The 21,308-nt window shown below is 71.2% G+C and carries 18 protein-coding genes, 1 tRNA gene and 1 pseudogene; 11 read left to right on the plus strand and 9 right to left on the minus strand.

Annotated features, from left to right (window positions below; translation table 11 throughout):
- Positions 1–62 precede the first annotated feature (62 nt).
- Positions 63–539, minus strand: coding sequence for an SCP2 sterol-binding domain-containing protein (locus ACZ6JY_RS01395; protein WP_469191893.1), 477 nt, complete (start codon positions 537–539; stop codon positions 63–65).
- A gap of 193 nt (positions 540–732) precedes the next feature.
- On the opposite strand from ACZ6JY_RS01395, the gene ACZ6JY_RS01400 reads away from it, so the two are divergent.
- Complete coding sequence (locus tag ACZ6JY_RS01400; RefSeq protein ID WP_469191054.1) at positions 733–2,655, plus strand: AMP-dependent synthetase/ligase; 1,923 nt, start codon at positions 733–735, stop codon at positions 2,653–2,655.
- Positions 2,656–2,672: 17 nt separating this feature from the next.
- Here ACZ6JY_RS01400 and ACZ6JY_RS01405 read toward each other — a convergent pair whose 3' ends face one another.
- From ACZ6JY_RS01405 to ACZ6JY_RS01415, 3 genes are all read right to left on the minus strand, one after another.
- Positions 2,673–5,138: an ATP-binding protein gene (locus tag ACZ6JY_RS01405; RefSeq protein WP_469191056.1), complete on the minus strand. Its 2,466-nt coding sequence runs from the start codon at positions 5,136–5,138 to the stop codon at positions 2,673–2,675.
- A 176-nt stretch (positions 5,139–5,314) separates the two neighbouring features.
- Positions 5,315–7,081, minus strand: coding sequence for a hypothetical protein (locus ACZ6JY_RS01410; RefSeq protein WP_469191058.1), 1,767 nt, complete (start codon positions 7,079–7,081; stop codon positions 5,315–5,317).
- A gap of 233 nt (positions 7,082–7,314) precedes the next feature.
- The gene (locus tag ACZ6JY_RS01415) at positions 7,315–7,647 is read right to left on the minus strand and encodes a VOC family protein (RefSeq protein WP_469191060.1); all 333 of its coding nucleotides are present in this window, start codon (positions 7,645–7,647) and stop codon (positions 7,315–7,317) included.
- Between the two features lie 250 nt (positions 7,648–7,897).
- Between ACZ6JY_RS01415 and ACZ6JY_RS01420 the strand changes: the two genes are divergently transcribed.
- Positions 7,898–8,458 carry a hypothetical protein gene (locus tag ACZ6JY_RS01420; protein ID WP_469191062.1) on the plus strand — a complete coding sequence of 187 codons (561 nt, stop codon included), beginning with the start codon at positions 7,898–7,900 and terminating at the stop codon, positions 8,456–8,458.
- 150 nt (positions 8,459–8,608) lie between these two features.
- Here ACZ6JY_RS01420 and ACZ6JY_RS01425 read toward each other — a convergent pair whose 3' ends face one another.
- The 3 genes from ACZ6JY_RS01425 to ACZ6JY_RS01435 form a co-directional block, all read right to left on the minus strand.
- Positions 8,609–9,067, minus strand: coding sequence for a PIN domain-containing protein (locus ACZ6JY_RS01425; protein ID WP_469191064.1), 459 nt, complete (start codon positions 9,065–9,067; stop codon positions 8,609–8,611).
- Positions 9,057–9,326, minus strand: a complete 270-nt coding sequence (locus ACZ6JY_RS01430) for a type II toxin-antitoxin system Phd/YefM family antitoxin (protein ID WP_469191066.1) — start codon at positions 9,324–9,326, stop codon at positions 9,057–9,059. The genes ACZ6JY_RS01425 and ACZ6JY_RS01430 overlap by 11 nt, the downstream gene beginning before the upstream one ends.
- 204 nt (positions 9,327–9,530) lie before the next feature.
- Positions 9,531–9,603 (minus strand) — tRNA-Arg (locus tag ACZ6JY_RS01435).
- 272 nt (positions 9,604–9,875) lie between these two features.
- Here ACZ6JY_RS01435 and ACZ6JY_RS01440 point away from each other — a divergent pair.
- The 4 genes from ACZ6JY_RS01440 (at position 9,876) to ACZ6JY_RS01455 (ending at position 15,831) form a co-directional block, all read left to right on the plus strand.
- Entirely contained in the window at positions 9,876–11,570 is a 1,695-nt protein-coding gene (locus ACZ6JY_RS01440; RefSeq protein ID WP_469191068.1) for a dynamin family protein, read from the plus strand.
- A 4-nt stretch (positions 11,571–11,574) separates the two neighbouring features.
- The gene (locus tag ACZ6JY_RS01445; protein ID WP_469191070.1) at positions 11,575–13,443 is read left to right on the plus strand and encodes a YfjP family GTPase; all 1,869 of its coding nucleotides are present in this window, start codon (positions 11,575–11,577) and stop codon (positions 13,441–13,443) included.
- Between the two features lie 183 nt (positions 13,444–13,626).
- Entirely contained in the window at positions 13,627–14,049 is a 423-nt protein-coding gene (locus ACZ6JY_RS01450) for a single-stranded DNA-binding protein (RefSeq protein WP_469191072.1), read from the plus strand.
- Between the two features lie 339 nt (positions 14,050–14,388).
- Positions 14,389–15,831 (plus strand): Cys-Gln thioester bond-forming surface protein, encoded by a 1,443-nt coding sequence (locus ACZ6JY_RS01455; protein ID WP_469191073.1) that lies wholly within the window; start codon positions 14,389–14,391, stop codon positions 15,829–15,831.
- A gap of 81 nt (positions 15,832–15,912) precedes the next feature.
- Here ACZ6JY_RS01455 and ACZ6JY_RS01460 read toward each other — a convergent pair.
- Positions 15,913–16,140: pseudogene (locus ACZ6JY_RS01460) on the minus strand (replication initiation protein); the annotation flags it as partial.
- A 105-nt stretch (positions 16,141–16,245) separates the two neighbouring features.
- On the opposite strand from ACZ6JY_RS01460, the gene ACZ6JY_RS01465 reads away from it, so the two are divergent.
- The 4 genes from ACZ6JY_RS01465 to ACZ6JY_RS01480 all read left to right on the plus strand — a co-directional run bounded on the left by ACZ6JY_RS01465 (position 16,246) and on the right by ACZ6JY_RS01480 (position 19,823).
- Positions 16,246–16,725 (plus strand): hypothetical protein, encoded by a 480-nt coding sequence (locus tag ACZ6JY_RS01465; RefSeq protein ID WP_469191075.1) that lies wholly within the window; start codon positions 16,246–16,248, stop codon positions 16,723–16,725.
- Between the two features lie 290 nt (positions 16,726–17,015).
- Entirely contained in the window at positions 17,016–18,680 is a 1,665-nt protein-coding gene (gene ettA, locus ACZ6JY_RS01470) for an energy-dependent translational throttle protein EttA (RefSeq protein WP_469191077.1), read from the plus strand.
- A gap of 7 nt (positions 18,681–18,687) precedes the next feature.
- On the plus strand, positions 18,688–19,128 hold the full coding sequence (locus ACZ6JY_RS01475; RefSeq protein ID WP_469191079.1) for an acyl-CoA thioesterase: 441 nt from the start codon (positions 18,688–18,690) through the stop codon (positions 19,126–19,128).
- Positions 19,125–19,823: a DUF8010 domain-containing protein gene (locus ACZ6JY_RS01480; protein ID WP_469191080.1), complete on the plus strand. Its 699-nt coding sequence runs from the start codon at positions 19,125–19,127 to the stop codon at positions 19,821–19,823. The genes ACZ6JY_RS01475 and ACZ6JY_RS01480 overlap by 4 nt, the downstream gene beginning before the upstream one ends.
- Before the next feature lie 10 nt (positions 19,824–19,833).
- On the opposite strand, the gene ACZ6JY_RS01485 is transcribed toward ACZ6JY_RS01480, so the two are convergent.
- On the minus strand, positions 19,834–20,247 hold the full coding sequence (locus ACZ6JY_RS01485; protein WP_469191082.1) for a globin: 414 nt from the start codon (positions 20,245–20,247) through the stop codon (positions 19,834–19,836).
- 89 nt (positions 20,248–20,336) lie between these two features.
- Between ACZ6JY_RS01485 and ACZ6JY_RS01490 the strand changes: the two genes are divergently transcribed.
- On the plus strand, positions 20,337–21,302 hold the full coding sequence (locus tag ACZ6JY_RS01490) for a methyltransferase domain-containing protein (protein ID WP_469191084.1): 966 nt from the start codon (positions 20,337–20,339) through the stop codon (positions 21,300–21,302).
- The last annotated feature ends 6 nt before the right edge of the window (positions 21,303–21,308 follow it).

Consider the following 21,308-nt stretch of genomic DNA (forward strand, 5'->3'; position numbering starts at 1 on the left):
CACGGTACATCGGCGCAGGTCAGTCGAGGCTTGAGTCAACGCCCGGCCGTGGCGCCGCCCGGCTACGCCTTCGGTATGTCGAAGTACCGGGTGAGCCCGGCGGCGAGGGCGACGTCACCGATGACCTTGACCTTGCGCAGCATGAAGAGCTTGACGGGCCCGACGTTCCCGGAGACCAGCTTGAGGAACTCGGGGTCGGCCAGGACGAGCGTGAGGCGCGGCTCCGCGTCCGAGCCGCCCTCGCGCACGACGCAGGAGCCCTCGTCGATCTCCGTCTCGTACACGGCGTCGCCGTTGTCACCGCTGCCCGTGATCCGCCAGCGGATCAGCGCCTTGAGCGACCCGGCCGCGTCCGGCCTGAACTGCCGCTCCATCCGGCCGAAGACCTCGCGCAGGACACGGGTGCGCAGCGCGCCGTCGCGGGCGATCGCGGTGATCTCCTTGTCGGGGAGCTCCTTCACCAGGCGGGCGAACTCCTCGGGGGTGACGCTCGCGAAGTCGAGCCCCGCGATCCTGCTGACGTCGTCCGCCACGGCCATCTCCTTACTCAGAAGTAAACTCACGGAGCGCCCAGTCTCCCAGAGCCCGGATGAGGGAAGCGGCGGGGTCCGTGGATTCCCGCGACGCGACCCATTGAAGTTTCCTTACGTGTAGGTAAGTTGACTCGCAGGTAAGCAACGGCACGTCGCAGCAAGGCAAGTAAGGCAAGTCAGCCGAAAGCCGGGAGCCGTCATGGGCGTACGCAAGGATCTGCGCAGGGCACAGCGGCAGGGCGGCCTCGCCGAGCGCGCCCGGGTCGAACTGGTCAAGGACGAGCACGGCACGGTGCGCGAGGCCCACACCCCCGCCCTCGCGGGACGACCGGCGACGGGCAGCATCGCCGACATCCCGTTCATCAACGCGGCCGAGGCCCCCGAGGCCGTGGTGCTCCGCCGCAAGCAGGGCGGCCAGTGGCTCCCGGTGACGGCGGCGGCCTTCGCGCGCGAAGTGACCGAGGCGGCGAAGGGCCTGGTGGCGGCGGGCCTCGAACCGGGCGGCAGGGTCGCGCTGATGTCGCGCACGCGGTACGAGTGGGCGGTCCTCGACTTCGCGATATGGGCGGCGGGCGGCCAGACCGTACCCATCTACGCGACGTCGTCGGCGGAGCAGATCGAGTGGATCGTCCGCGACTCGGGCGCCCGCGTGCTCATCGCGGAGACCGCGGAGAACGCCTCCACGGCCGAGAAGGCCTGCGGCACCCTGGACCACCCGCCGCGCATCCGCACCCTCGACGACGGCGCGATGACGGAACTGACGGCGGCGGGCAGGGACATCCCCGACGAGGAGATGACCGAACGCCGCTCCGCGCTCACTCCCGACTCCGTGGCGACGCTCTGCTACACCTCGGGGACCACGGGCCGCCCCAAGGGCTGCGTCCTCACCCACGGCAACCTGCACGCGGAGGCCGCGAACACGGTCGAGCTGCTGCACCCCGTCTTCAAGGAGATCACCGGCCAGGTCGCGTCCACGCTCCTCTTCCTGCCGCTGGCCCACATCCTCGGTCGCACGATCCAGATCGCCTGCATGCTGGCCCGTATAGAGCTGGGCCACTGCCCGAGCATCAAGCCGGACGAACTGCGCCCGGAGCTGCGCGCCTTCAGGCCGACGTTCGTGGTCGGCGTCCCGTACCTCTTCGAGAAGATCCACGAGACCGGCCGGGCCACCGCGGAGAAGATCGGCCGGGGCGCGTCCTTCGACCGGGCGGAACGGGTGGCGGTGCGGTTCGGCGAGGCGTACCTGAACAGGTTCCTGTCCAAGGACGCTCCCGGCCCGTCCGTCGGCCTCCGCCTCGGCTGGGCGCTGTACGAACTCCTGGTCTACCGCCGCATCCGCAAGGAGGTCGGCGGCCGGATGCGCTACGCGATCAGCGGCGGCTCGCCCCTGGACCGCGACCTGAACCTCTTCTTCTACGCCGCCGGGATCATCATCTACGAGGGCTACGGCCTCACGGAGACATCAGCGGCCGCGACGATCACACCACCGCTGAGGCCACGCCCCGGCACGGTCGGCCTGCCGGTGCCGGGCACGGCGGTACGCATCGCGGACGACGGAGAGGTGCTGATCAAGGGCGGCATCGTCTTCACCTCCTACTGGAACAACCCGGCGGCGACGGACGCCGTCCTGCGGGACGAGTGGCTCGCCACCGGGGACATCGGCGCCCTGGACGCCGACGGCTACCTCACCATCACCGGCCGCAAGAAGGACATCATCGTCACCTCGGGCGGCAAGAACGTCGCCCCCGCGATCCTGGAGGACCGGCTGCGCAGCCGGGCTCCCGTGGGCCAGTGCATCGTGGTGGGGGACAACCGTTCGTACGTGGCCGCGCTCATCACCCTGGACCCCGAGGCCGTCGAACACTGGCTGACGGTACGCAAACGCCCCAGGGACACCTCGCTGACGGAACTCGCGCGGGACCCGGAGATGCGGGCGGAGATCCAGAAGGCGGTGGACCACGCGAACGCGGCGGTCTCACGGGCCGAGTCCATCCGCGCCTTCGCGATCGTCGAGGGCGAGTTCACCGAGGACAACGGCCTCCTGACCCCCTCCCTGAAGATCAAACGCCAAGCGGTGACGGCGGCGTACGCACGGCAGATCGAGGAGCTGTACGGGGGGTGAACCGGTCTTCCTGACGGTCAGGCCCCGTCCAGTTCCTCCGCCGCGCGCAGCCGCTCACGCAGTTCCCCGGCGAGAGGGCTGCCCATCTCCTCGTGGACGGCCAGAGCCCTGGCCAAGTCGTCCCGCAGCCGGGAGCGGTCGGCGCCGGGGCGCTCGGCGATGGACGCGAGGTCGAGCAGGGCCTCGGCCTCATAGGCGTACGCCTCGTGCTCCCGCAGCGCCCGCGCGGCTTCGCGCAGGACGGGCACCGCCTCGGTGGTCCGGCCCAGGCGGTCCAGGACCCGGCCGAGCGCGGCGGCGGCCCGGTCCGCCATGCGGTGATCGGGATCGCGCAGGGACAGCAGGCTCGTGCGGGCCCGCTGGAGGGTGGCGAGCGCGAGCGCGGTCTCGCCGTTCGCGTCCTGGGCGCGTCCGAGGAAGAAGGCGGCGATGGCCGCTCCGCGCGCTTCACCGGCCTGCGCGTTCAGCTCCATGGAGCGCTGGTACGCGGCGATCGCGCGGGCCGGGGCGAACCGGTCCCAGTAGCGGCCGGAGAACTCCAGCGCCGACGCTTGCAGGACCGTGTCGCCGGAGACCTCGGCGCAGGCGATGGCCGCCGTCAGCTCCCGGTGCGCCCGGTCGTGTTCGCCGAGGTCCATCAGCGGGCGGGAGAGCAGGGTGCGCAGTCGTGCCTCGGCGGCCGGGGCGACGGCGGCCTGCGCGTACCCGGCCCCCAGCTCCAGGGACTCCTGCCAGTCGCCGAGGTGCCGGTGGTGCAGGAACAGCACGGTGAAGCACTCCGCGAGCTGCCACCCCGGTGTGTACAGCCGGTGCGCACCGGCGGCACGCAGCACCGCCATGATGTTGGCCCGCTCGGCTTCCAGCCAGTCCAGTGGGCGGGGGCCGCCGTGCACCGTGAACGGGTCCGGCCGCTCGTCGAGGAGGAGCCGGAGGTCGGCGACGCGCGTGCGGTCCGCGCGCACCGAGCGGTCGGCGAAGGCCGTCAGCGCCAGATAGTGCGTCAGGACGCGTCGTACGGCCGCATGCTCCGTACCCGGTGGCTCCTCGGCCGTCGCACGCTCGCGCGAGTGGGCACGCACGAGACCGTGGAACCTGTGACGGCGGTCGTCCGTGACCTCCAGCAGACTCATGTCCTCAAGGACGTCAAGGAGCAGCCGGGCGGCCTCCGCGTCGGAGCCGAGCGCCGCCGCGGCCGTCGCCACGTCGAAGCAGTGGCCGGGGATCCAGCCGAGCATCCGGTAGCCGTGTGCCAGCTCGGGTGACAGCTGCCCGTAGGCGGCGTTCAGTACAGCGGACACAGGGGACTCGCCTCCCACATCAAGAGCGGACAACCGGCGCGTCTCGTCCTCCAGTTCGGCGGCGAGCGCGGCCAGGCCGAGACGGCGGTCGTTCACCAGGCGGGCCGCGGCCACATGGAGGGCGACGGGGAGCCCGGAGCACAGGCCGGCCACGCGGCGTGCCGCGTCCGGGTCGGCGGCGATCCGGTCCTCGCCGCACCGGTCGGCCAGCAGGAGCAGCGAGGCATCCGGGCTGAGCGGCTTCAGGGGCAGCGGCCGGGCGCCGTCGAGGGAGAGTTCACCGAGCTTCGCCGTGCTCGTGGCGAGTACGGCACTGCCGGGCCCTTGTGGGATCAGAGCCCGTACCTGCGCGGGTGACGTCACGCCGTCCAGTACGAGCAGTACGCGCAGTGCGGACGTCCGGCTGCGGAACAGCGCGGTCCGTTCGGCCAGGGACGGCGGCAGGAGCGTGTCGTCGACGCCCAGGGACCGCAGGCAGTGACCGACGGCTTCCGTCACGTCCGCACCGGCGCCCGCGCGGTCGCGCAGCGCGGCGAAGTCGACGTAGAGCCGCCCGCCGGGAAAGCGGTCGGGCATCGTGTGCGCCCAGTGCCGGGCCAGGGCGGACTTGCCGACTCCGGGAGGTCCTGCGAGGACGCGCACATCGACGTGCGAGGCGGCGGCCGTGGCGTCCGTCGACGAGCCGCCGAGGGCGGCGAGTTCCGCATGCCGGTTGATGAACCGGGTGCGCAGGGCGGGAACTTCCGAGGGCGGCCCTTCGGGGCGCAGGGCAGGAGGGACGTCGTAGGAGACGGCGGTCGGCGCGTCCGCGGACCGGGCCGCCGCGGCGCTGCCCTCCCGCTCGTCGCCCGCATCGCCCAACTCGTCGCCCGTATCGTCTAATTCGCCGAGCAGCGCGACCAATTCACGCGCGGCTCGCGACTCCTCGCGCAGCGAGTGGCGCAGCCTGCGCCGCAGCCGGTCGGTGGCGTCCCCCAGGGAGTGCTGGTCCTCCGACCGGAGCGCCGCAGCCAACTGCTCCACGGCGGACTGAAGCTCTTGGTCCCCCGCGGCGGTCGCGTCCTGCCGTCGGCTGAACAGCCGGGCGACAAGGGTCCGTGTACGTGTCCACGCCTCGGTGACCGCGAGCCCGACCAGCGTGCTCGTCGCCCCTGACGCGGCGATCGCCACCACCTCGACCGCCACCGCGCCCCCTTCACGTACCGGCCGAGCTGCCGGACCAGCTTCAGCCTGCGTGCCGACGACAACCGTAGTGTGATCAACGGGGGCTGTGTAGTGGGCCCATGGAGGCGCGTGGGGCTATTTGGGGGACGGGGGCGGGACGGGACGGGGCCGGGGACGGGGCTGGGGCCTCAGGGTGATCACGGAGAGAGACGGATGACCTCGTACGTGTCGCCGACGCGCAACGTCATCGAGCCGCCGGCCGGAGGGTGACCGGCCCGGAGGCTCGTATAGACGACCGCGGCGACCAGTCCGGGGTCGGCGTTCCCGGGGTCGGCGTTCCCGGTGTCGGCCGGCACCGACGCGGTCCGGCCGTCCCGCAGGCCCACCAGGCAGCCACCGGAGGCGAGCGCGGTCGCGGCCAGCAGACTTCCGGGCCACCTGGCGAGCGCGTCACGCACCCAGCGGCGGGCCGCGGCCGTCGTCGGCGCGGGTGCGGCGGCCAGCAGGACCGAGGCGCTCTCGGTCAGGCGCCGGTCGCGTTCCTCGTCAGGGCGGACGGAGAGATGCGAGAAGTGCCCCGCCGCTTCCTCCTGAGCTTCGTCCCCCCTCTCCTCTTCGGCGACGGAGACGGCGCTGGTGGTGGCGCTGGTGGCGACGGTGGCGGGGATACGGCGGACGGTCACCGTGGTTCCGCCCGTGGCGTCGGTGTCGATGCGGGTGCCGACCACCCAGGAGGTGACCGTCGCCGCGGGGTTGCCCGGCTCCGTGAGCATGAGCGGGGACGGCGGTGCTGCCGGTGGCGGCTCCAGGCGGAGCAGGTCGTAGAGGGTGGTGCGCAGCCGGGCGAGCGCCGTGCCCGGCTTGTCGAAGGCACGGGCGGCCACCGAGGCGTACGGCTCCGCCCGGCCCGCGTGAGCTCGCAGGACGTCTTCGATCTGCCGCCGCGGACTGTCCTCGGGATCGAACCGAGGCGCGAGCCGTGCCAGCTCGGTGCCTGCGGTGCCGGGTACCGCGTCCTTCCCGTACGCGGCCAGAGCCAAGGGTTTGCCCAGGGCGGCACCGTAGAGCGTCACCGACCCGTGGTCTCCGACGACGGCATCGGCGGCGACGAGCGCGGGGCGCCAGTCGTGCACCGGCGGGATCAGCAGCAGACCGGCATCGAGAGCGTCGGCCAGGAGTGTGCGGATGTACCAGGAGCCGTGGGCCGACCAGACGTTGGGGTGCAGGACGAGCGCGACGCGATACTCGTCCCAGGGCAGCCCGGCGAGGAGCCGCGCGGGCAGGCCGGGGCTGTTGCCGATGAGGGAGGTGGGCCCCCACGTCGAACTCACCAGAACCAGGCGCTGATCGTCCGTGACCCCGAGCGCCCGCCGGTAGTCGTCACGGCGGTCCACGCTGACGAGCAGTTCGTCGAGGCACGGATCACCGATGAGCAGGGTGCGCCCGGCGCATTCGGGATGCGCGGCGATCAGCTGCCGCTCCTGTTCCGGATGCGATACGGCCGTCCAGGCCCGGCCCGCCCCGATGAGCGCGTCGGGCGCCACTCCCGACAGCCGGTCGCGGGAGGACCGTGAGTCCGGCACGTACTTCTGGAAGCCGACGCCGTGCGGGAGGACGAGGACCGGGCAGTCCCCCTCCGGTACGTCGATGTTCTCGCTCGCGCTGAGGATCAGGTCGGGGTCGGCGTACGGCAACTGATCCCACGGCATGACGCGGCAGCCGGAGTCGTGGAGCAGGTCGAGCGAGCCGTCGCCGAAGGCGGAGGTCGGATCATGAGCGAAGACCACCGTGACCCGGGGGTCACCGCGGAGTACCGGTGGCAGTGTCTCCAGGACGCGGATCGTCGAGGTGAGAGTACGGGTCGCCACGACGAGCGTTCGCTCGCTGTGGAACGTGCTCCAGCGGTGGGCGTCGTGCCCGACGGGCACCCGCAGGAACGGAATGTCAGCGGAAGACGCGGCCATCCCGAGCCCCCTCGCGCTCAGCGCAGGGTTCGCGGTTCGCGGGAGTGTGGCTGCTAGCGCATTTCAAGCTCTTCCGCAACCTCTCTGGTCTGCGCCGGGCCACGAGAGGAAGCGCCTCCGGAACAGGCGGGACAGCTGGGACGGCAAGGAACCCCCGGGCCCATCGACCGGGGGGTTTCATTGTAGGAGCGGTCCTGACCCCTCGGGCAGAACGAGGACACGCTCGCGGCCCCTCAGTCGATGCAGAACTCGTTGCCCTCGATGTCCAGCATCGGGATGTACGCATCGTTGCCGTCATACAGCGTTCGCACGTGTACCGCGCCGAGCGGCACCAGCCGCGCGCGTTCGGCCTCGAGCGCGGCGAGGCGCTCCTCACCCACGAGCCCGGTGCCGACCCGCACGTCGAGATGCACCCGGTTCTTGGCGGCCGCGCTTGAAGTCGTCCCACGTGGCGAACCCCTTAGGGGCGGCGGCACGACGTATCCCAACACCTCGCACCAGAAACGCGCGAGGCGCTCGGGTTCCGCGCAGTCGAAGGTGACTTGGAACTTCTTGATCGGCGTCATCGGCCCAAAATAACGGCGCCTGGCGGCTCACCAGCACTCTCTCCGGAAGCAGGCCGCCCGATGCCGACTTAACGGCCCGGCCACTGTCATGTCACGAACGTGTCCTGAACACGATCAAGGTGAAACTCAGGCAACCACAGCGACCGTCTGCGAGGACAGAAAGCCACACGGACGAACAGCCGCGCCGGCTCTCACCCGACCGCCCGCTCCCCACGAGCGGCAGCCCCACACAGAGGACAGAGACCCCAGCATGCGCACTCGGAAGATCTCGGTACTGACCATGACCGCAGTGGCCCTCAGCCTGGCGCTGACGGCATGCAACAACGACAGTGCCGACACCTCCTCCCCCTCTGCGAGCAGTTCGTCGGCGGCGGCCCCGAGCACCCCGAAGTCCGACACCGCGAAGTCCGACACCGCGAAGGGCAAGTCGACGGGCGCGCCCGCCAAGTCCGACACGAAGTGCACGGACCAGCTCGACTACGCGGGCGACCCGCGCTCCAACGCGGAGATCAACTCGATCGGCGACGACACGGGCACGTGCCCGCCGGTCCAGAAGACGCCGTCCGACACGAAGTGCACGGACCAGCTCGACTACGCCGGCGACGCGCGCTCCAACGCCGAGATCAACTCCATCGGCGAGGACACCGGCACCTGCCCGCCGGTCCAGAAGTCCGGCGAGGCGTCGGGCACGCCGAAGGACCCCGACACGAAGTGCACGGACCAGGTCGACTACGCGGGCGACTCGCGCCCCAACGCCGAGATCAACTCGATCGGCGAGGAGACGGGCACCTGCCCGCCGGTCAAGAAGTGACACCGCGTCCCTGACCCCAGCGGGCCACAGCGCAGCGCACCCGGCCACAAAAGAGCCCCTCACGCGTTACCGCAGGTGAGGGGCGTTTGCGCCCTCATGGCTGGGTACTGCCCGGCCCATCATGGCGCGAGCGGCCACTTCTGTGCGGTGCTACCGGTCGTGCAGGATCTCGGGCCGGGTCACGGGAACGATGGTGATCAAGTCGTCGAGGCCCTTGAAGTCGTCGGGGTTGGTGGTGAAGAGGGGGAGCTCCTCGGCGGCTGCGGTGGCGGCGATCATCAGGTCAGCCACACGGCGACGGGGCTTGCGGCCTGCGGAGACGACTGCGGCGCAGATTCTGCCGTAGACGCGAGCCGCCTCCACGTCGAAGGGGATCGGGTCGAATTCGTTCTCGGCTCGCTGCAGGACGTCCATGCGGCGGGCCCGCTCGGCGTGTTCGTCGTAGTCGCTCTGTTCGTCGCTGCCGCGTACCTGATGAGGGCCTGCGGAGAGTTCCGCGAGAGTGATGGCGCTGATGGCCATCTCGGCGGGCAACTCGTCGGCGTCGATCCACTTGCGCAGGATCATGATGTTGGTGTCGAGCAGTCCCTGCTCGTGCTCAGCGGGCATACGGGTCGTCCAACTCCTGCTCGACGACGGCGTCCTGGTCGTCGCGGAATGCGTCTGGCGAGATGCCAGGGGCGGCGCGCGACATGGCCGCGAACTCGGCACGGGGAACGAACCGGCGACGGCGGCGGAGCGGGATCAGCTCGCCGAGAAGGTGTCCGTCGCGGGTGACGGTAAACGCCTGTCCTCCCTGGACGGCGTCCATGATCTCTTTGGAGCGGGTGCGCAGATCGCGCTGAGTGATCTCCGGCTGCGCTGTCATGCTGCCCACGATACCGGGGGTGTGCCACCCAGTGCTACACCGTGCTTCGGACGTGGATTCGCCGACGGGGGCGTTGTCGTCGTCGTGGCGCGTGGGTTTGCCGGTGCCCATGATCACGGCCCCGCGAAGGCGCTTGCTCATGGCGCGATGTACAGCCGGACATGAATGAGCCCCTCACGCGTTACCGCAGGTGAGGGGCGTTTGCGCCCCCGGCAGGACTCGAACCTGCGGCCAAGCGCTTAGAAGGCGCCTGCTCTATCCACTGAGCTACGGGGGCCGGATGTGGCCGGGTGGCGAAGGGGGTGGATGTGGGGGGCATCCGTGACCTTGCCGGGGACAAGGATAGGGGTTGTGGGTCCGTGTCCCTGGTGCTCCGCCTCCGCGCCACGATGTGGAGGTTCAGTGAAGCGGTCCTGATAATCGCAGGCAGGTGCGAATCTCGCACCGCTTTTGGCGTCTCACGTCACGGGTGTTGTGCACTCGTTATGCCTCCGTCCCGGCCGCCCCTTCCCTCACCCGTGTCCGATCGGCGCGCGCAGAGCGACCCATATGCTTCAGAAAGCTGCCAAAATTGGGCATTCTTCACATGTGGTGACTTTGGACGTACGGCCTCAATTGCTTGACGCACTCTCCGCCCTGCGCGAGCGTGTCGCCGCCGCACGCTTTCCGCTCCCCCTTCCGGGGGCGCCACGCGCGCGTGCCAACCGGGACGAGCTGCTCGCGCAGCTCGATGACTATCTGGTGCCCCGGCTCAAGGCGCCCGAAGCGCCCCTGCTCGCCGTCATCGGCGGTTCCACCGGTGCCGGTAAGTCGACACTGGTGAACTCCCTGGTCGGACGGCGGGTCAGCGAGGCGGGCGTGCTGCGGCCCACGACACGTACACCGGTGCTGGTCTGCCATCCGGACGACCACCTCTGGTTCGCGGGGATGCGCGTCCTCCCCGACCTCGCGCGCGTGTGGATGCCCCAGCCTGACCCCATGGACAGCGGGGAGAACGGTGACGAGGGGGACGACGATGACGACGCCGTGCTGGCCCTCGGGGCCGATGGCGAGCGCGCCCTGCGCATCGAGACGGCGCAGAGCCTGCCGCGCGGGCTGGCCCTTCTGGACGCACCCGACATCGACTCCCTCCTCGCGAACAACCGCGTACTGGCCGCCGAGCTGATCTCCGCCGCCGACGTATGGGTGATGGTGACCACCGCGTCCCGCTACGCCGACGCGGTGCCCTGGCACCTGCTCCGCACCGCCAAGGAGCACGACGCCACCCTGGTCACCGTCCTGGACCGGGTGCCCCACCAGGTGGTGACCGAGGTGTCACGGCAGTACGCGGCGCTCCTGACCAAGGCGGGCCTCGGCGACGTGCCGCGCTTCACGGTGCCCGAGCTGCCCGAGTCCGCCGGCGGCGGCGGCCTCCTCCCCGCCACCGCCGTCGCGCCCCTGCGCGCCTGGCTCACGCACCGGGTCCAGGACCCCGACGCCCGCGCCCAGGCCATCACCCGTACGGCGTCCGGGGTCCTGCGCTCGCTCGACACCCGTATGCCCGAACTCGCGGGCGCGGTGGCCGCCCAGCACGCCGCCGCGCTACGGCTCACCTCCGCCGTCGACGAGGCGTACGACAACGAGCACGCGCGCGTGCACGGCCGATTGCGGGCCGGGGGCGTGCTCGCGGGAGGCGCCCTGAAGCGGTGGCGCAGCTACCCGCTGGACTGCCGGGCCGACGAACTGCTCGACGCCATCTGCGAGAGCCTGGAGGCGCTCCTGCTCTGCGCGGTGACCGCGGCCGACGAGCGCATCGACGAGGCCTGGCGGCGAGAGCCCGCCGCGGGCGTCCCCGGCCTCGCCGACCGCGACCCGTCCATGGAGAGCGCCGAGCACCGCATCGGGATGGCCGTCCGCAGATGGCGGCGCGTCCTGGAGGAGTACGCGGAGGACGAGGTCCGCGGGCTCCAGGGCATGGAGAGGAACGCGCTCCCCGACCCCGAGGCCGTCGCCGCGCTGCTCGCCACCACCCTCCTCGGCGGGCACCGGGCCCGCGTGGCCGGTGAGGTGCTCGCCGAGCGCATCGGCGCCCAGAGCGCGGTCAGGCTGCGCGACCGGGGCGCGCACCTGCTCGTCGGCTACCTGCAACGCGTCCTCGCCACCGAGCGGGAGCGCCGGCTCGCCCCCCTGGACGCCCTCGAAGTGCGCCCCGAACCCCAGTCCGCACTGATCGCCGCCCTGTCCGTACTGCAGAAGGAAAGGTGACGCGGTGACCACCGTCACTGATCACACAGAGCACGACGAGCGGGGCGAGCGTTCCGGAAGCTCCGGGAATCCCGGGAGTTCCGGAAGTCCCGGGAGCTCCGGGAGTCCGGGGAGTTCCGGCCGGTTCGCCGACGGCTCCGGCGACGCCTGGGGCGACGGCCTCATCGCACGGCGTGTCACCGAGGGGCAGCAGCGGCCCGCGGAGAGCGCGGCACGCGCGTACGCCCCCTCCAAGCAGCCCCAGGCCCCGCAGCCCCCCGCCTCGTACGAGGGACCGCTGCGAGAGCGGCTCGACGCCCTGCGGGAACTCGTCGGGCTCTCCCGCACCCGCCTCGACACCAGCACGCTCGCCGAGGCCGGCCGTGTCCTCGACGAGTCCGACGCCCGGCGCAAACTCTCCGGACGGCACACGGTCGTCGCCATCGCGGGCGCCACCGGCAGCGGCAAGTCGACGCTCTTCAACGCCCTCGCCGGAGTGATGATCTCCGACACCGGCGTACGGAGGCCGACGACCGCCGCGCCCCTCGGGTGCAGCTGGACGGACGGCGCCGCGGGCCTCCTTGACCGGCTCGGCATCCCGGGGCGCCTGCGCCGCCGCCCGCTCCAGGGGCCCGGCGCCGACGAGCTCAAGGGGCTCGTGCTGATCGACCTGCCGGACCACGACTCGGCGGCCGCCGAGCACCGCGAGCACGTCGACCGCATCCTGGGGCTCGTCGACGCCGTCATCTGGGTCGTCGACCCGGAGAAGTACGCCGACGCGATGCTCCACGAGCGCTATCTGCGCCCCATGGCAGGGCACGCCGAGGTCACCTTCGTGGTGCTCAACCAGATCGACCGGCTCCCCGGTGACGCCGCCGACCAGGTCCTCGACGACCTGCGACGGCTCCTGGACGAGGACGGCCTGGCGCTCGGCGAGCACGGCGAACCGGGGGCCACGGTCCTCGCGCTCTCCGCGCTCACCGGCCAGGGCATGGAGGAACTGCGCGAGTCGCTCGGCCAGTTCATCCGGCAGAGGTCCGCCGCGGCCCGGCGTATCGCAGCCGACCTGGACGCCGCGGCGGAACGACTGCGTCCGGTGTATGTGGCCGGGGCGTCCGCGGGCCGTAACCGGGGGCGTATCGGGCTCAGCGAGGAGGCGCGCGAGGAGTTCACCGACCGCCTCGCGGAGGCCGTGGGCGCCGCCACCGCGGGCGAGGCCGCGGAACGGGCCTGGGCCAGGAACGCGGGCAAGGCGTGCGGCGACCCTTGGCTGCGGCTGTGGCGCTGGTACGAGGCGCGGCGCTCGGCCGAGGGCTCGGCGGTCCCCATCGCTCCGGGCCCCGTGGACGAGGAGGTGACGGCCCGCCAGCGCGTGGAGCACGCGGTGCGCGCGGTGGCCGACGAGGCTGCGGCAGGGCTGCCGCAACCCTGGGGACAGGCCGTACGGGAGGCCGCGGTGCGCGGCGCCGAAGGCCTGCCCGAGGCGCTGGACATCCTGGCGGTACGGGCGGGCGTGCCCGCGGGCCGGCCGCCGAGGCCCAACTGGTGGCCCGCCGCGGTGCTCACCCAGGCGGCGATGAGCCTGATCCAGGTGGTCGGCGGCCTCTGGCTCCTCGCCCAGGTCATCGGCATCGCCACGCCGAACCTGGGCGTGCCGGTGCTCCTGATGCTGACCGGCATCGTGGGCGGCCCCTGCGTGGAGTGGATGAGCCGCTTCGCGGCGCGCGGACCCGCCAGGCGGTACGGGCACGAGGCGGAGTGGCGGCTGCGGGAGGCGGCCGCCGGGTGCGGCCGGGCCCGCGTCCTCGATCCGGTGGCGGCGGAGCTGCTGAGGTACCGGGAGGTCCGGGAGCAGTACGTGCGGGTGACGGGGACACGGGCGCCGCTGTGGTGACCTTGGCCGGGTGTGTGCCCTCAAGGGCGACCCCGGCCGCGTGCCCTCAAGGGTGACGGGGTTGTCCACAACCTGCGGGTAACCCACAGGCCCCAGCGGGCCCGGCCCGACCGGTGCAGTCTGAGAACGCAGCCGCGGACGGCGCGGCGGCGGAGGCAGCAGCGCACGCACGGGGAGGCTCGCATGAACGAGACGACGGTCACGGTGGTGGGGAACGTGGCGACGACGCCGGTGTACCGGGAGTTGCCGTCGGGACCGGTGGCACGGTTCCGGCTGGCGGTGACGGCCCGGTACTTCGACGCGGTGAAGAACACCTGGAACGACGGGCACACGAACTTCTTCACGGTGTGGGCCAGGCGCACGCTCGGCACCAATGTGCAGGGCTCGCTCGCGGTCGGCGAACCGGTCATCGTGCAGGGGCGGTTGAAGGTCCGCGACGAGGAGCGGGGCGGCCAGCACTGGACGTCGGCGGACATCGACGCGCAGACCATCGGCCACGATCTGTCGCGCGGCACGGCGGCGTTCCGGCGGGTGCTCAAGGGCGACGGGGCACTGACGGAGCCGGCGTCGGCGAGGGAGCGTCCGGAGCCGGAGCCAGTGGGGTGACGGCCAGTCAGCCATGCGTCGGGCACCGGCGGCAGCCATACGTCGGGTACCGGCGGCGAATGTGCGGCTTATCGGCATTTCGCGTGCCATTGATTTGTCGATAAGCCCAGCTCGCAAGGGGTGTTGTGAGGGGGGCCGCCATAACGATTCCGAGTCGGATCGGTTATCCGACGGTATGACGGGGGGTCACGGTGGGCTGTTTCCTTAGGATGCCGAACGTAACTCACGGGGCAGTTGGCAGGAGGAGCCACGCAGGTGGCAGGTGTTCCTGCCTCTTTCGATCTGCTGGCGGGACCATCCCCCACCGTCTTGAACGGGTCCCGCACGGAGGAGAATTCAGTGTTTTCTGCGTGGTCCATACGGAGCGCCCTGGGCAGCGTCGTGCGCGGCGCCCTACGTGGCAGAGGCGCCGCCCGCCTCGCCGCGGTGGCCGCGGCGTCCGGGCTCGTCGCCACGGGTGCGTTGGTCACCGCCGGACCGGCCGCCGCGGAGGAGGCGCCGCAGCACCGGGGCGGGGCGACCGCCACGCTGGGCGGACTGCAAACCTACGACCAGGCCGTCATCCGTGAGAACGGCAGCTCCCAGCAGGTGCCCGCGGGCCTCTTCGAGATGTCCGTCGAGAACGGCGGCACCCTCCAGACGTACTGCGTGGACATCCACAACCCCACGCGCAAGGACGCCGAGTACCAGGAGACCCCGTGGAGCGGCACCTCGCTGCACGGCAACCGTGACGCGGGGAAGATCCGCTGGATCCTTCAGCACTCCTACCCCCAGGTGAACGACCTCGCGGCGCTCGCCGAGAAGGCCGGCGCGAGGTCCCTCACCGAGCAGACCGCGGCGGCGGGCACCCAGGTGGCGATCTGGCGGTACTCGGACGGGGCGAAGGTCGAAGCCGTCGACCCGCAGGCCGAGAAGCTCGCCGACTACCTGGAGCGGAGCGCGCGCGACAGCGCCGAGCCGAAGGCCTCACTGACGCTTGAGCCGCCGGCCGTCTCCGGGCACGCGGGGGAGCGGCTCGGCCCCGTCACCGTGCGGACCGACGCGGACGCGGTGACCGTGACACCGCCCGCGGACTCCGTGGCGAGCGGCGTGAAGATCGTCGGCAAGGACGGCAAGCCCGTGAAGTCCGCGGGCGACGGCACCCGGCTGTACTTCGAGGTGCCCAAGGACGCCCCGGACGGCACGGCCGCGCTCTCCGTCCAGGCGTCGACCACCGTGCCGGTCGGCCGGGCGTTCACCTCCGGGACCCGGAGCCAGGCGCAGATCCTCGCGGGCTCCAGCGAGTCGACCGTGTCGGCCACGGCGACGGCCGACTGGGCCACCGAGGGCGCGATACCCGCGCTCTCGGCGGAGAAGAACTGCGCCAAGGGCGGCGTGGACATCACGGCGAGCAACAAGGGCGACAAGCCCTTCACGTTCCGCCTCATGGGGTTCAAGCACACGATCGAGGCGGGCACGTCGCAGACCGTGACGATCCCGCTCCAGGAGGACCAGGCCTACGACTTCACGATCCAGGGCCCCAGCGGCTTCGAGAAGCGCTTCAAGGGCGTGCTCGACTGCAAGACCGAGGGCGCGGCGATCGGCAGCAAGTCCCACCCGGTCAACGAGCCGAGCCCCGCGTCGGCGGGCGGCACCACGGGCGGCGGCGACCTGGCCGAGACCGGCAGCTCCAGCAGTACGCCGCTGATCGCCGGCATCGCGGTGGTCTTCGTCGTCTTCGGCGGCGCGGCGGTCTTCTTCCTCCGCAAGAAGAAGGACCCGGCCGAACGCGACCGTTCGTGACAGGCTCGACGCTGGGCAGGTCGAAGAGGTCCACCAGGTCGTCAGGGGTCAGGTAGCGGACAGGGAGCCGGGATTCCATCGTCACCACGCCCCTTCATCGGTGGCCGCCTTGAGCTCTTCTCGGGCGGTGTCGCGGTTGAGTTGGAGATCTCGGGCGATCGTGGCGGCGAGGGCGGATTCACCCGGTGTGTGGCCGTGGCCCGCGTACTGCCAGTCGGAGAGGACGAGGACGGTGTCCGGCTCGCGGTCGTCCAGGCCGAGGGCATCGCGATCCTGCGCGGCGCGGAAGTCGGCACGAGCTTGGCGGAGTTCGCGGCGGACATCGTGGTGCCCGCTGCTCTGTGCGAGATCGTCTACGAGGTTCCGATCAATCCCTAGTGGGGTAACGTCTCTCGCCGCCTACGCTCCTTCGCCATGGAGTGGATATCGCCAGTAAGTACGCTGCTCGGCGCGGTCATCGGGGTCGGGTCCACGCTGGTGGCCGATCGGATCAGGTGGCGCAGGGAGCGTGTCGGCCAGAGTCTCGACGTGCGTAGGCAGCTCTATGCCGACTACACCGCCGCACTCTCACGCATGCGTACCGCCCTCAATGAGTGTGCGCAGGCGGGCGTCCCGGCTGAGGAGCGCCCTCAAAGGGTGCGCGAACTGTTTCTGGCGCCCGGGGCCTACGAGATCCGACACCAGCTGGCCATCACCGCGCCGCACGACGTCGTCGAGGCCTCACGCACCGCATTCGTGGTGCTGAGGGATACGAGGGACCTCCTTGTGGGCGGTGCCACGGTCGAGAGTCCTGCGTACCGAGCGTTGGAGGACAGGTTCGATCGGGCAGTGGCCGACCTCCGTAAGATCATGCGCCGGGACCTCGGTGTGGCCGAGTCGACTACGAGACGCTGACGGGTGTACGTCGAGCTGGGCGCCCCCACACCTGACTCGACGGCGAGCAGCTTCTGGGTGCTCCCAGTCGCTTGAGCGGCAGCTCTTGGTGACCGAATCCTGGGCCGTCCCTGGGCCGTGCGAGGTTGCTCAGCAGCGACCAACGGTGACAGTCAGTGGCAAGTCAACTACCCAAGCGGTCAGAGAACGTCCAGGTCATGGCCCCCCAGCCATACTGGTTTCCCCCGGTAGGTGGCCGTCAGGCAAGATGGGGTGTATCTGCCCACTCACTGATTGCCGGACGGTTTCTCTTGGCTGAGTACATCTACACCATGCGCAAGACGCGCAAGGCGCACGGCGACAAGGTGATTCTTGATGACGTCACCCTGAGCTTCCTGCCTGGCGCCAAGATCGGTGTCGTGGGCCCCAACGGCGCCGGTAAGTCCACGGTGCTGAAGATCATGGCGGGCCTCGAGCAGCCGTCCAACGGTGACGCGTTCCTCTCGCCCGGTTACAGCGTCGGCATCCTCATGCAGGAGCCGCAGCTCGACGAGACGAAGACCGTCCTGGAGAACGTCCAGGACGGCGCCGCCGAGATCATGGGCAAGCTCCGGCGCTTCAACGAGGTCGCCGAGCTCATGGCGACCGACTACTCCGACGCGCTGATGGAGGAGATGGGCAAGCTCCAGGAAGACCTGGACCACGCCAACGCCTGGGACCTCGACGCCCAGCTCGAACAGGCCATGGACGCACTCGGCTGCCCGCCCGGCGACTGGCCCGTCACCACCCTCTCCGGCGGTGAGAAGCGCCGCGTCGCGCTCTGCAAGCTCCTCATCGAGGCGCCCGACCTGCTCCTCCTCGACGAGCCCACCAACCACCTCGACGCCGAGTCGGTGAACTGGCTGGAGCAGCACCTCTCCCAGTACGCCGGAGCCGTCGTGGCGGTCACCCACGACCGGTACTTCCTGGACAACGTCGCCCAGTGGATCCTGGAGCTCGACCGCGGTCGCGCCCACCCCTACGAGGGCAACTACTCCACGTACCTGGAGAAGAAGCAGACCCGCCTCAAGGTCGAGGGCCGCAAGGACGAGAAGCGCGCCAAGCGGCTCAAGGAAGAGCTGGAGTGGGTGCGGTCCAACGCCAAGGGGCGTCAGGCCAAGTCCAAGGCGCGTCTGGCGCGCTACGAGGAGATGGCCGCCGAGGCGGACAAGATGCGGAAGCTGGACTTCGAGGAGATCCAGATCCCGCCGGGCCCGCGTCTGGGCTCGATCGTCGTCGAGGTCGAGAACCTCTCCAAGGCCTTCGGCGACAAGGTTCTGGTCGACGACCTCAGCTTCTCGCTGCCGCGCAACGGCATCGTCGGCATCATCGGTCCGAACGGTGCGGGCAAGACCACGCTGTTCAAGATGATCCAGGGCCTGGAGGAGCCGGACTCCGGCAAGATCAAGATCGGTGACACGGTCAAGGTCTCCTACGTCGACCAGGGCCGCGCCAACATCGACCCGAAGAAGACCCTCTGGGCCGTGGTGAGCGACGAGCTCGACTACATCAACGTCGGCCAGGTCGAGATGCCCTCGCGGGCGTACGTCTCCGCCTTCGGCTTCAAGGGCCCGGACCAGCAGAAGCCGGCCGGTGTGCTCTCCGGTGGTGAGCGCAACCGCCTCAACCTGGCGCTGACCCTCAAGGAGGGCGGCAACCTGCTCCTCCTCGACGAGCCGACGAACGACCTGGACGTCGAGACCCTGTCCTCCCTGGAGAACGCGCTCCTGGAGTTCCCGGGCGCCGCAGTCGTGATCTCCCACGACCGGTGGTTCCTCGACAGGGTCGCCACGCACATCCTGGCGTACGAGGGCGACTCGAAGTGGTACTGGTTCGAGGGCAACTTCGAGTCGTACGAGAAGAACAAGATCGAGCGCCTCGGTGCCGACGCGGCCCGCCCGCACCGCGCCACCTACAAGAAGCTCACGCGAGGCTGAGGCGACCGTGGCTCGACACATATACCAATGCCCGCTGCGCTGGTCGGACATGGACGCCTTCGGGCACGTCAACAACGTCGTCTTCCTGCGGTATCTGGAAGAGGCGCGCATCGACTTCATGTTCCGGCTCGCACCCGGTGACGGCTCCCCGTCGTTCTCCGGCGGGTCCGTCGTGGCCCGCCACGAGATCGACTACGTACGGCCGCTGGTGCACCGGCACGAGCCGGTCACCATCGAGTCGTGGGTGACGAAGATGGGCGCGGCGTCGCTGACCATCGCGTACGAGATCAAGGACGCGGATCAGGTGTATGTGCGGGCCTCGACCGTGGTCGTGCCCTTCGACCTGGAGGCGCAGCGGCCCCGGCGGATCTCCGCCGAGGAGCGGTCGTTCCTGGAGCGGTACGTGGACGACGGCGCCGACAGCGGTTCGGGGGCGCTCGCCGCATGACCGGGCGGCTCCACTTCGCCGATGCCGGGGAGGCCGCGGACCTCGCCGCCTTCCTGGCCCGGCTGATCCACTACGACAAGGCCGCCGCGGTGCGGCTCCAGGCCGCCGGGGACACGCTCGCCGTGTTCGGGCGGCCGCCGTCGTTCGAGGTGCTCGCCATCCGTACGGCACGGCTCGCCAAGCCGTACGAACACGGGCTCGACGCCATGCTGGACGTCACCGTCTCGGCGGGGGAGTTCCTGGAGTCAGTGGGCGAGGCCGCCCAGTCGGTCCTGGCGCCGGGCGACGCCACCGTGCCCGGGGCCGTCACCGGGCCGCCGTGGGCGGGCGTCCTGCCGCCCCGCGGCGGCTGGCGGCAGGAGCCGGGGCTGCCGGCCCCCGAGGCCGTGCGGGACCTGGTGCGGGTCGCCGTGACCGAATTCCGCGCCCGCGTCGATGAGTTGCCCGCGGAGCAGCGGGTGCGCGCCGAGCTGGACCGGGTGGGCCGGGAGATCTGGTCCAGGACCATCGGCACCACGGGCCTGCCGGTACGGGCCGCGCACGCCGCGCAGTCCCTCGGCTTCCTGCGCGGCGACGCGCTGACCCTGCTGTCGTCGGGGGCGTGGCTCCGGCTGCGTACGGCCTACGGGTCCGTCGCCGTCCGCCGGGCGGGCGCCCCGGGGCTCTCCGTCACACCCGCCCAGCCACCTCGGTGAAGCGCGGCGGTCAGCCCTCGGAGTTGACCATGGACGCCGCCGCGTACGTCAGGTAGTTCCACAGGGTCCGCTCGTGCTCCTCGGAGAGGCCGAGCTGGTCGACGGCCGCCCGCATGTGCTTCAGCCACGCGTCGTGCGCCGCCCGGTCCACCGTGAACGGGGCGTGCCGCATGCGCAGGCGCGGGTGGCCGCGGTTGTCGCTGTACGTGCGCGGGCCGCCCCAGTACTGCATGAGGAAGAGCGCGAAGCGCTCTTCGGCCGGCCCCAGGTCCCCCTCGGGGTACATCGGCCGCAGCAGCGGGTCCTCCGCGACCCCCTGGTAGAAGAGGTGCACCAGACGCCGGAAGGTCTCCTCGCCGCCGACCTGCTCGTAGTAGGTCTGCTCCTGAACCGTGCCGTGCGGGATCTCTGTCACGCTGTCCATGGTCTCAGACGCCGCGGCCGAGTACGGAAGACCTAGGTCCTGTCGTCCGGCCGCTCGCATCGGCGGCTTCCCGGCAGCACAGTGGAGTCATGGAACCCGATCCAGCACGTGTCGCCGAGGCCGGGGCCGCCCTCGTGCGCGAGCTAGAGGCGAGCGGGGCCTGGGCGGAGGACCCCGCCTGGCGGGAGGCGTTCGAGGCCGTGCCGCGGCACCTGTTCGTGCCGTACTACTACCTCGGGGTGCCGGGCGGGTACGAGCGGCTCTGGTGCGAGGACCCCGACGCGGGACGCCGCGCCCGCTGGCTGGACGGGGCCTACGCCGACGCCCCGCTGGCCACCCGCGTACGCGACGGACAGCTGATCTCCTCCAGCAGCCAGCCGTCCCTCATGGCGAAGATGCTCGCCTGGCTGGAGGTGGGGGACGGGGGCGACTGCGACGTCCTGGAGATCGGCGCGGGCACCGGCTACAACGCGGCGCTGCTCGCCCACCGGCTCGGCGACGACCACGTCACCACCGTTGACCTCGACCCGGAGATCACGGAGTCCGCGCGCAGGCACCTGGCGGCCGCCGGGTACCGCCCTGCCGTGGTGACCGGCGACGGGGCCACGGGCTGCCGGGAGCGCGCACCGTACGACCGGATCATCGCCACCTGCTCCCTCAGCTCGGTGCCCAGGCCCTGGCTCGCCCAGTGCCGGCCGGGCGCCCGCATCCTGTCCCCGCTGGCCACCGGCCTGATCGCGCTGACGGTGCGGGACGCGGAGCACGCCGAGGGGCGCTTCCTGCACACGCCCGCCTACTTCGTCCCGCTGCGCGGCGGCGAGGCGCGGAGCTCCTACGAGCAGCACACCGGAGGACTGCCGCGCAAAGCCCTCCAGAACGAACTCTTCCGGTTCCTTCTGGAGCTGACCGCGGGCAGCCTCGACCCGCACGAGGCGCTCGCGCTGTGGCAGCGCGAGCGGCGGCCGGTGCGCGAGCGCTTCGGGGTGACCGTGCGCGGACCGTACGAGTGGGCCTGGCTCGACGACCCCGAGGGGCCGTACGTCTGGCCGCTGTGACGGCCC

This window comes from Streptomyces sp. NPDC046335 (assembly GCF_055587985.1).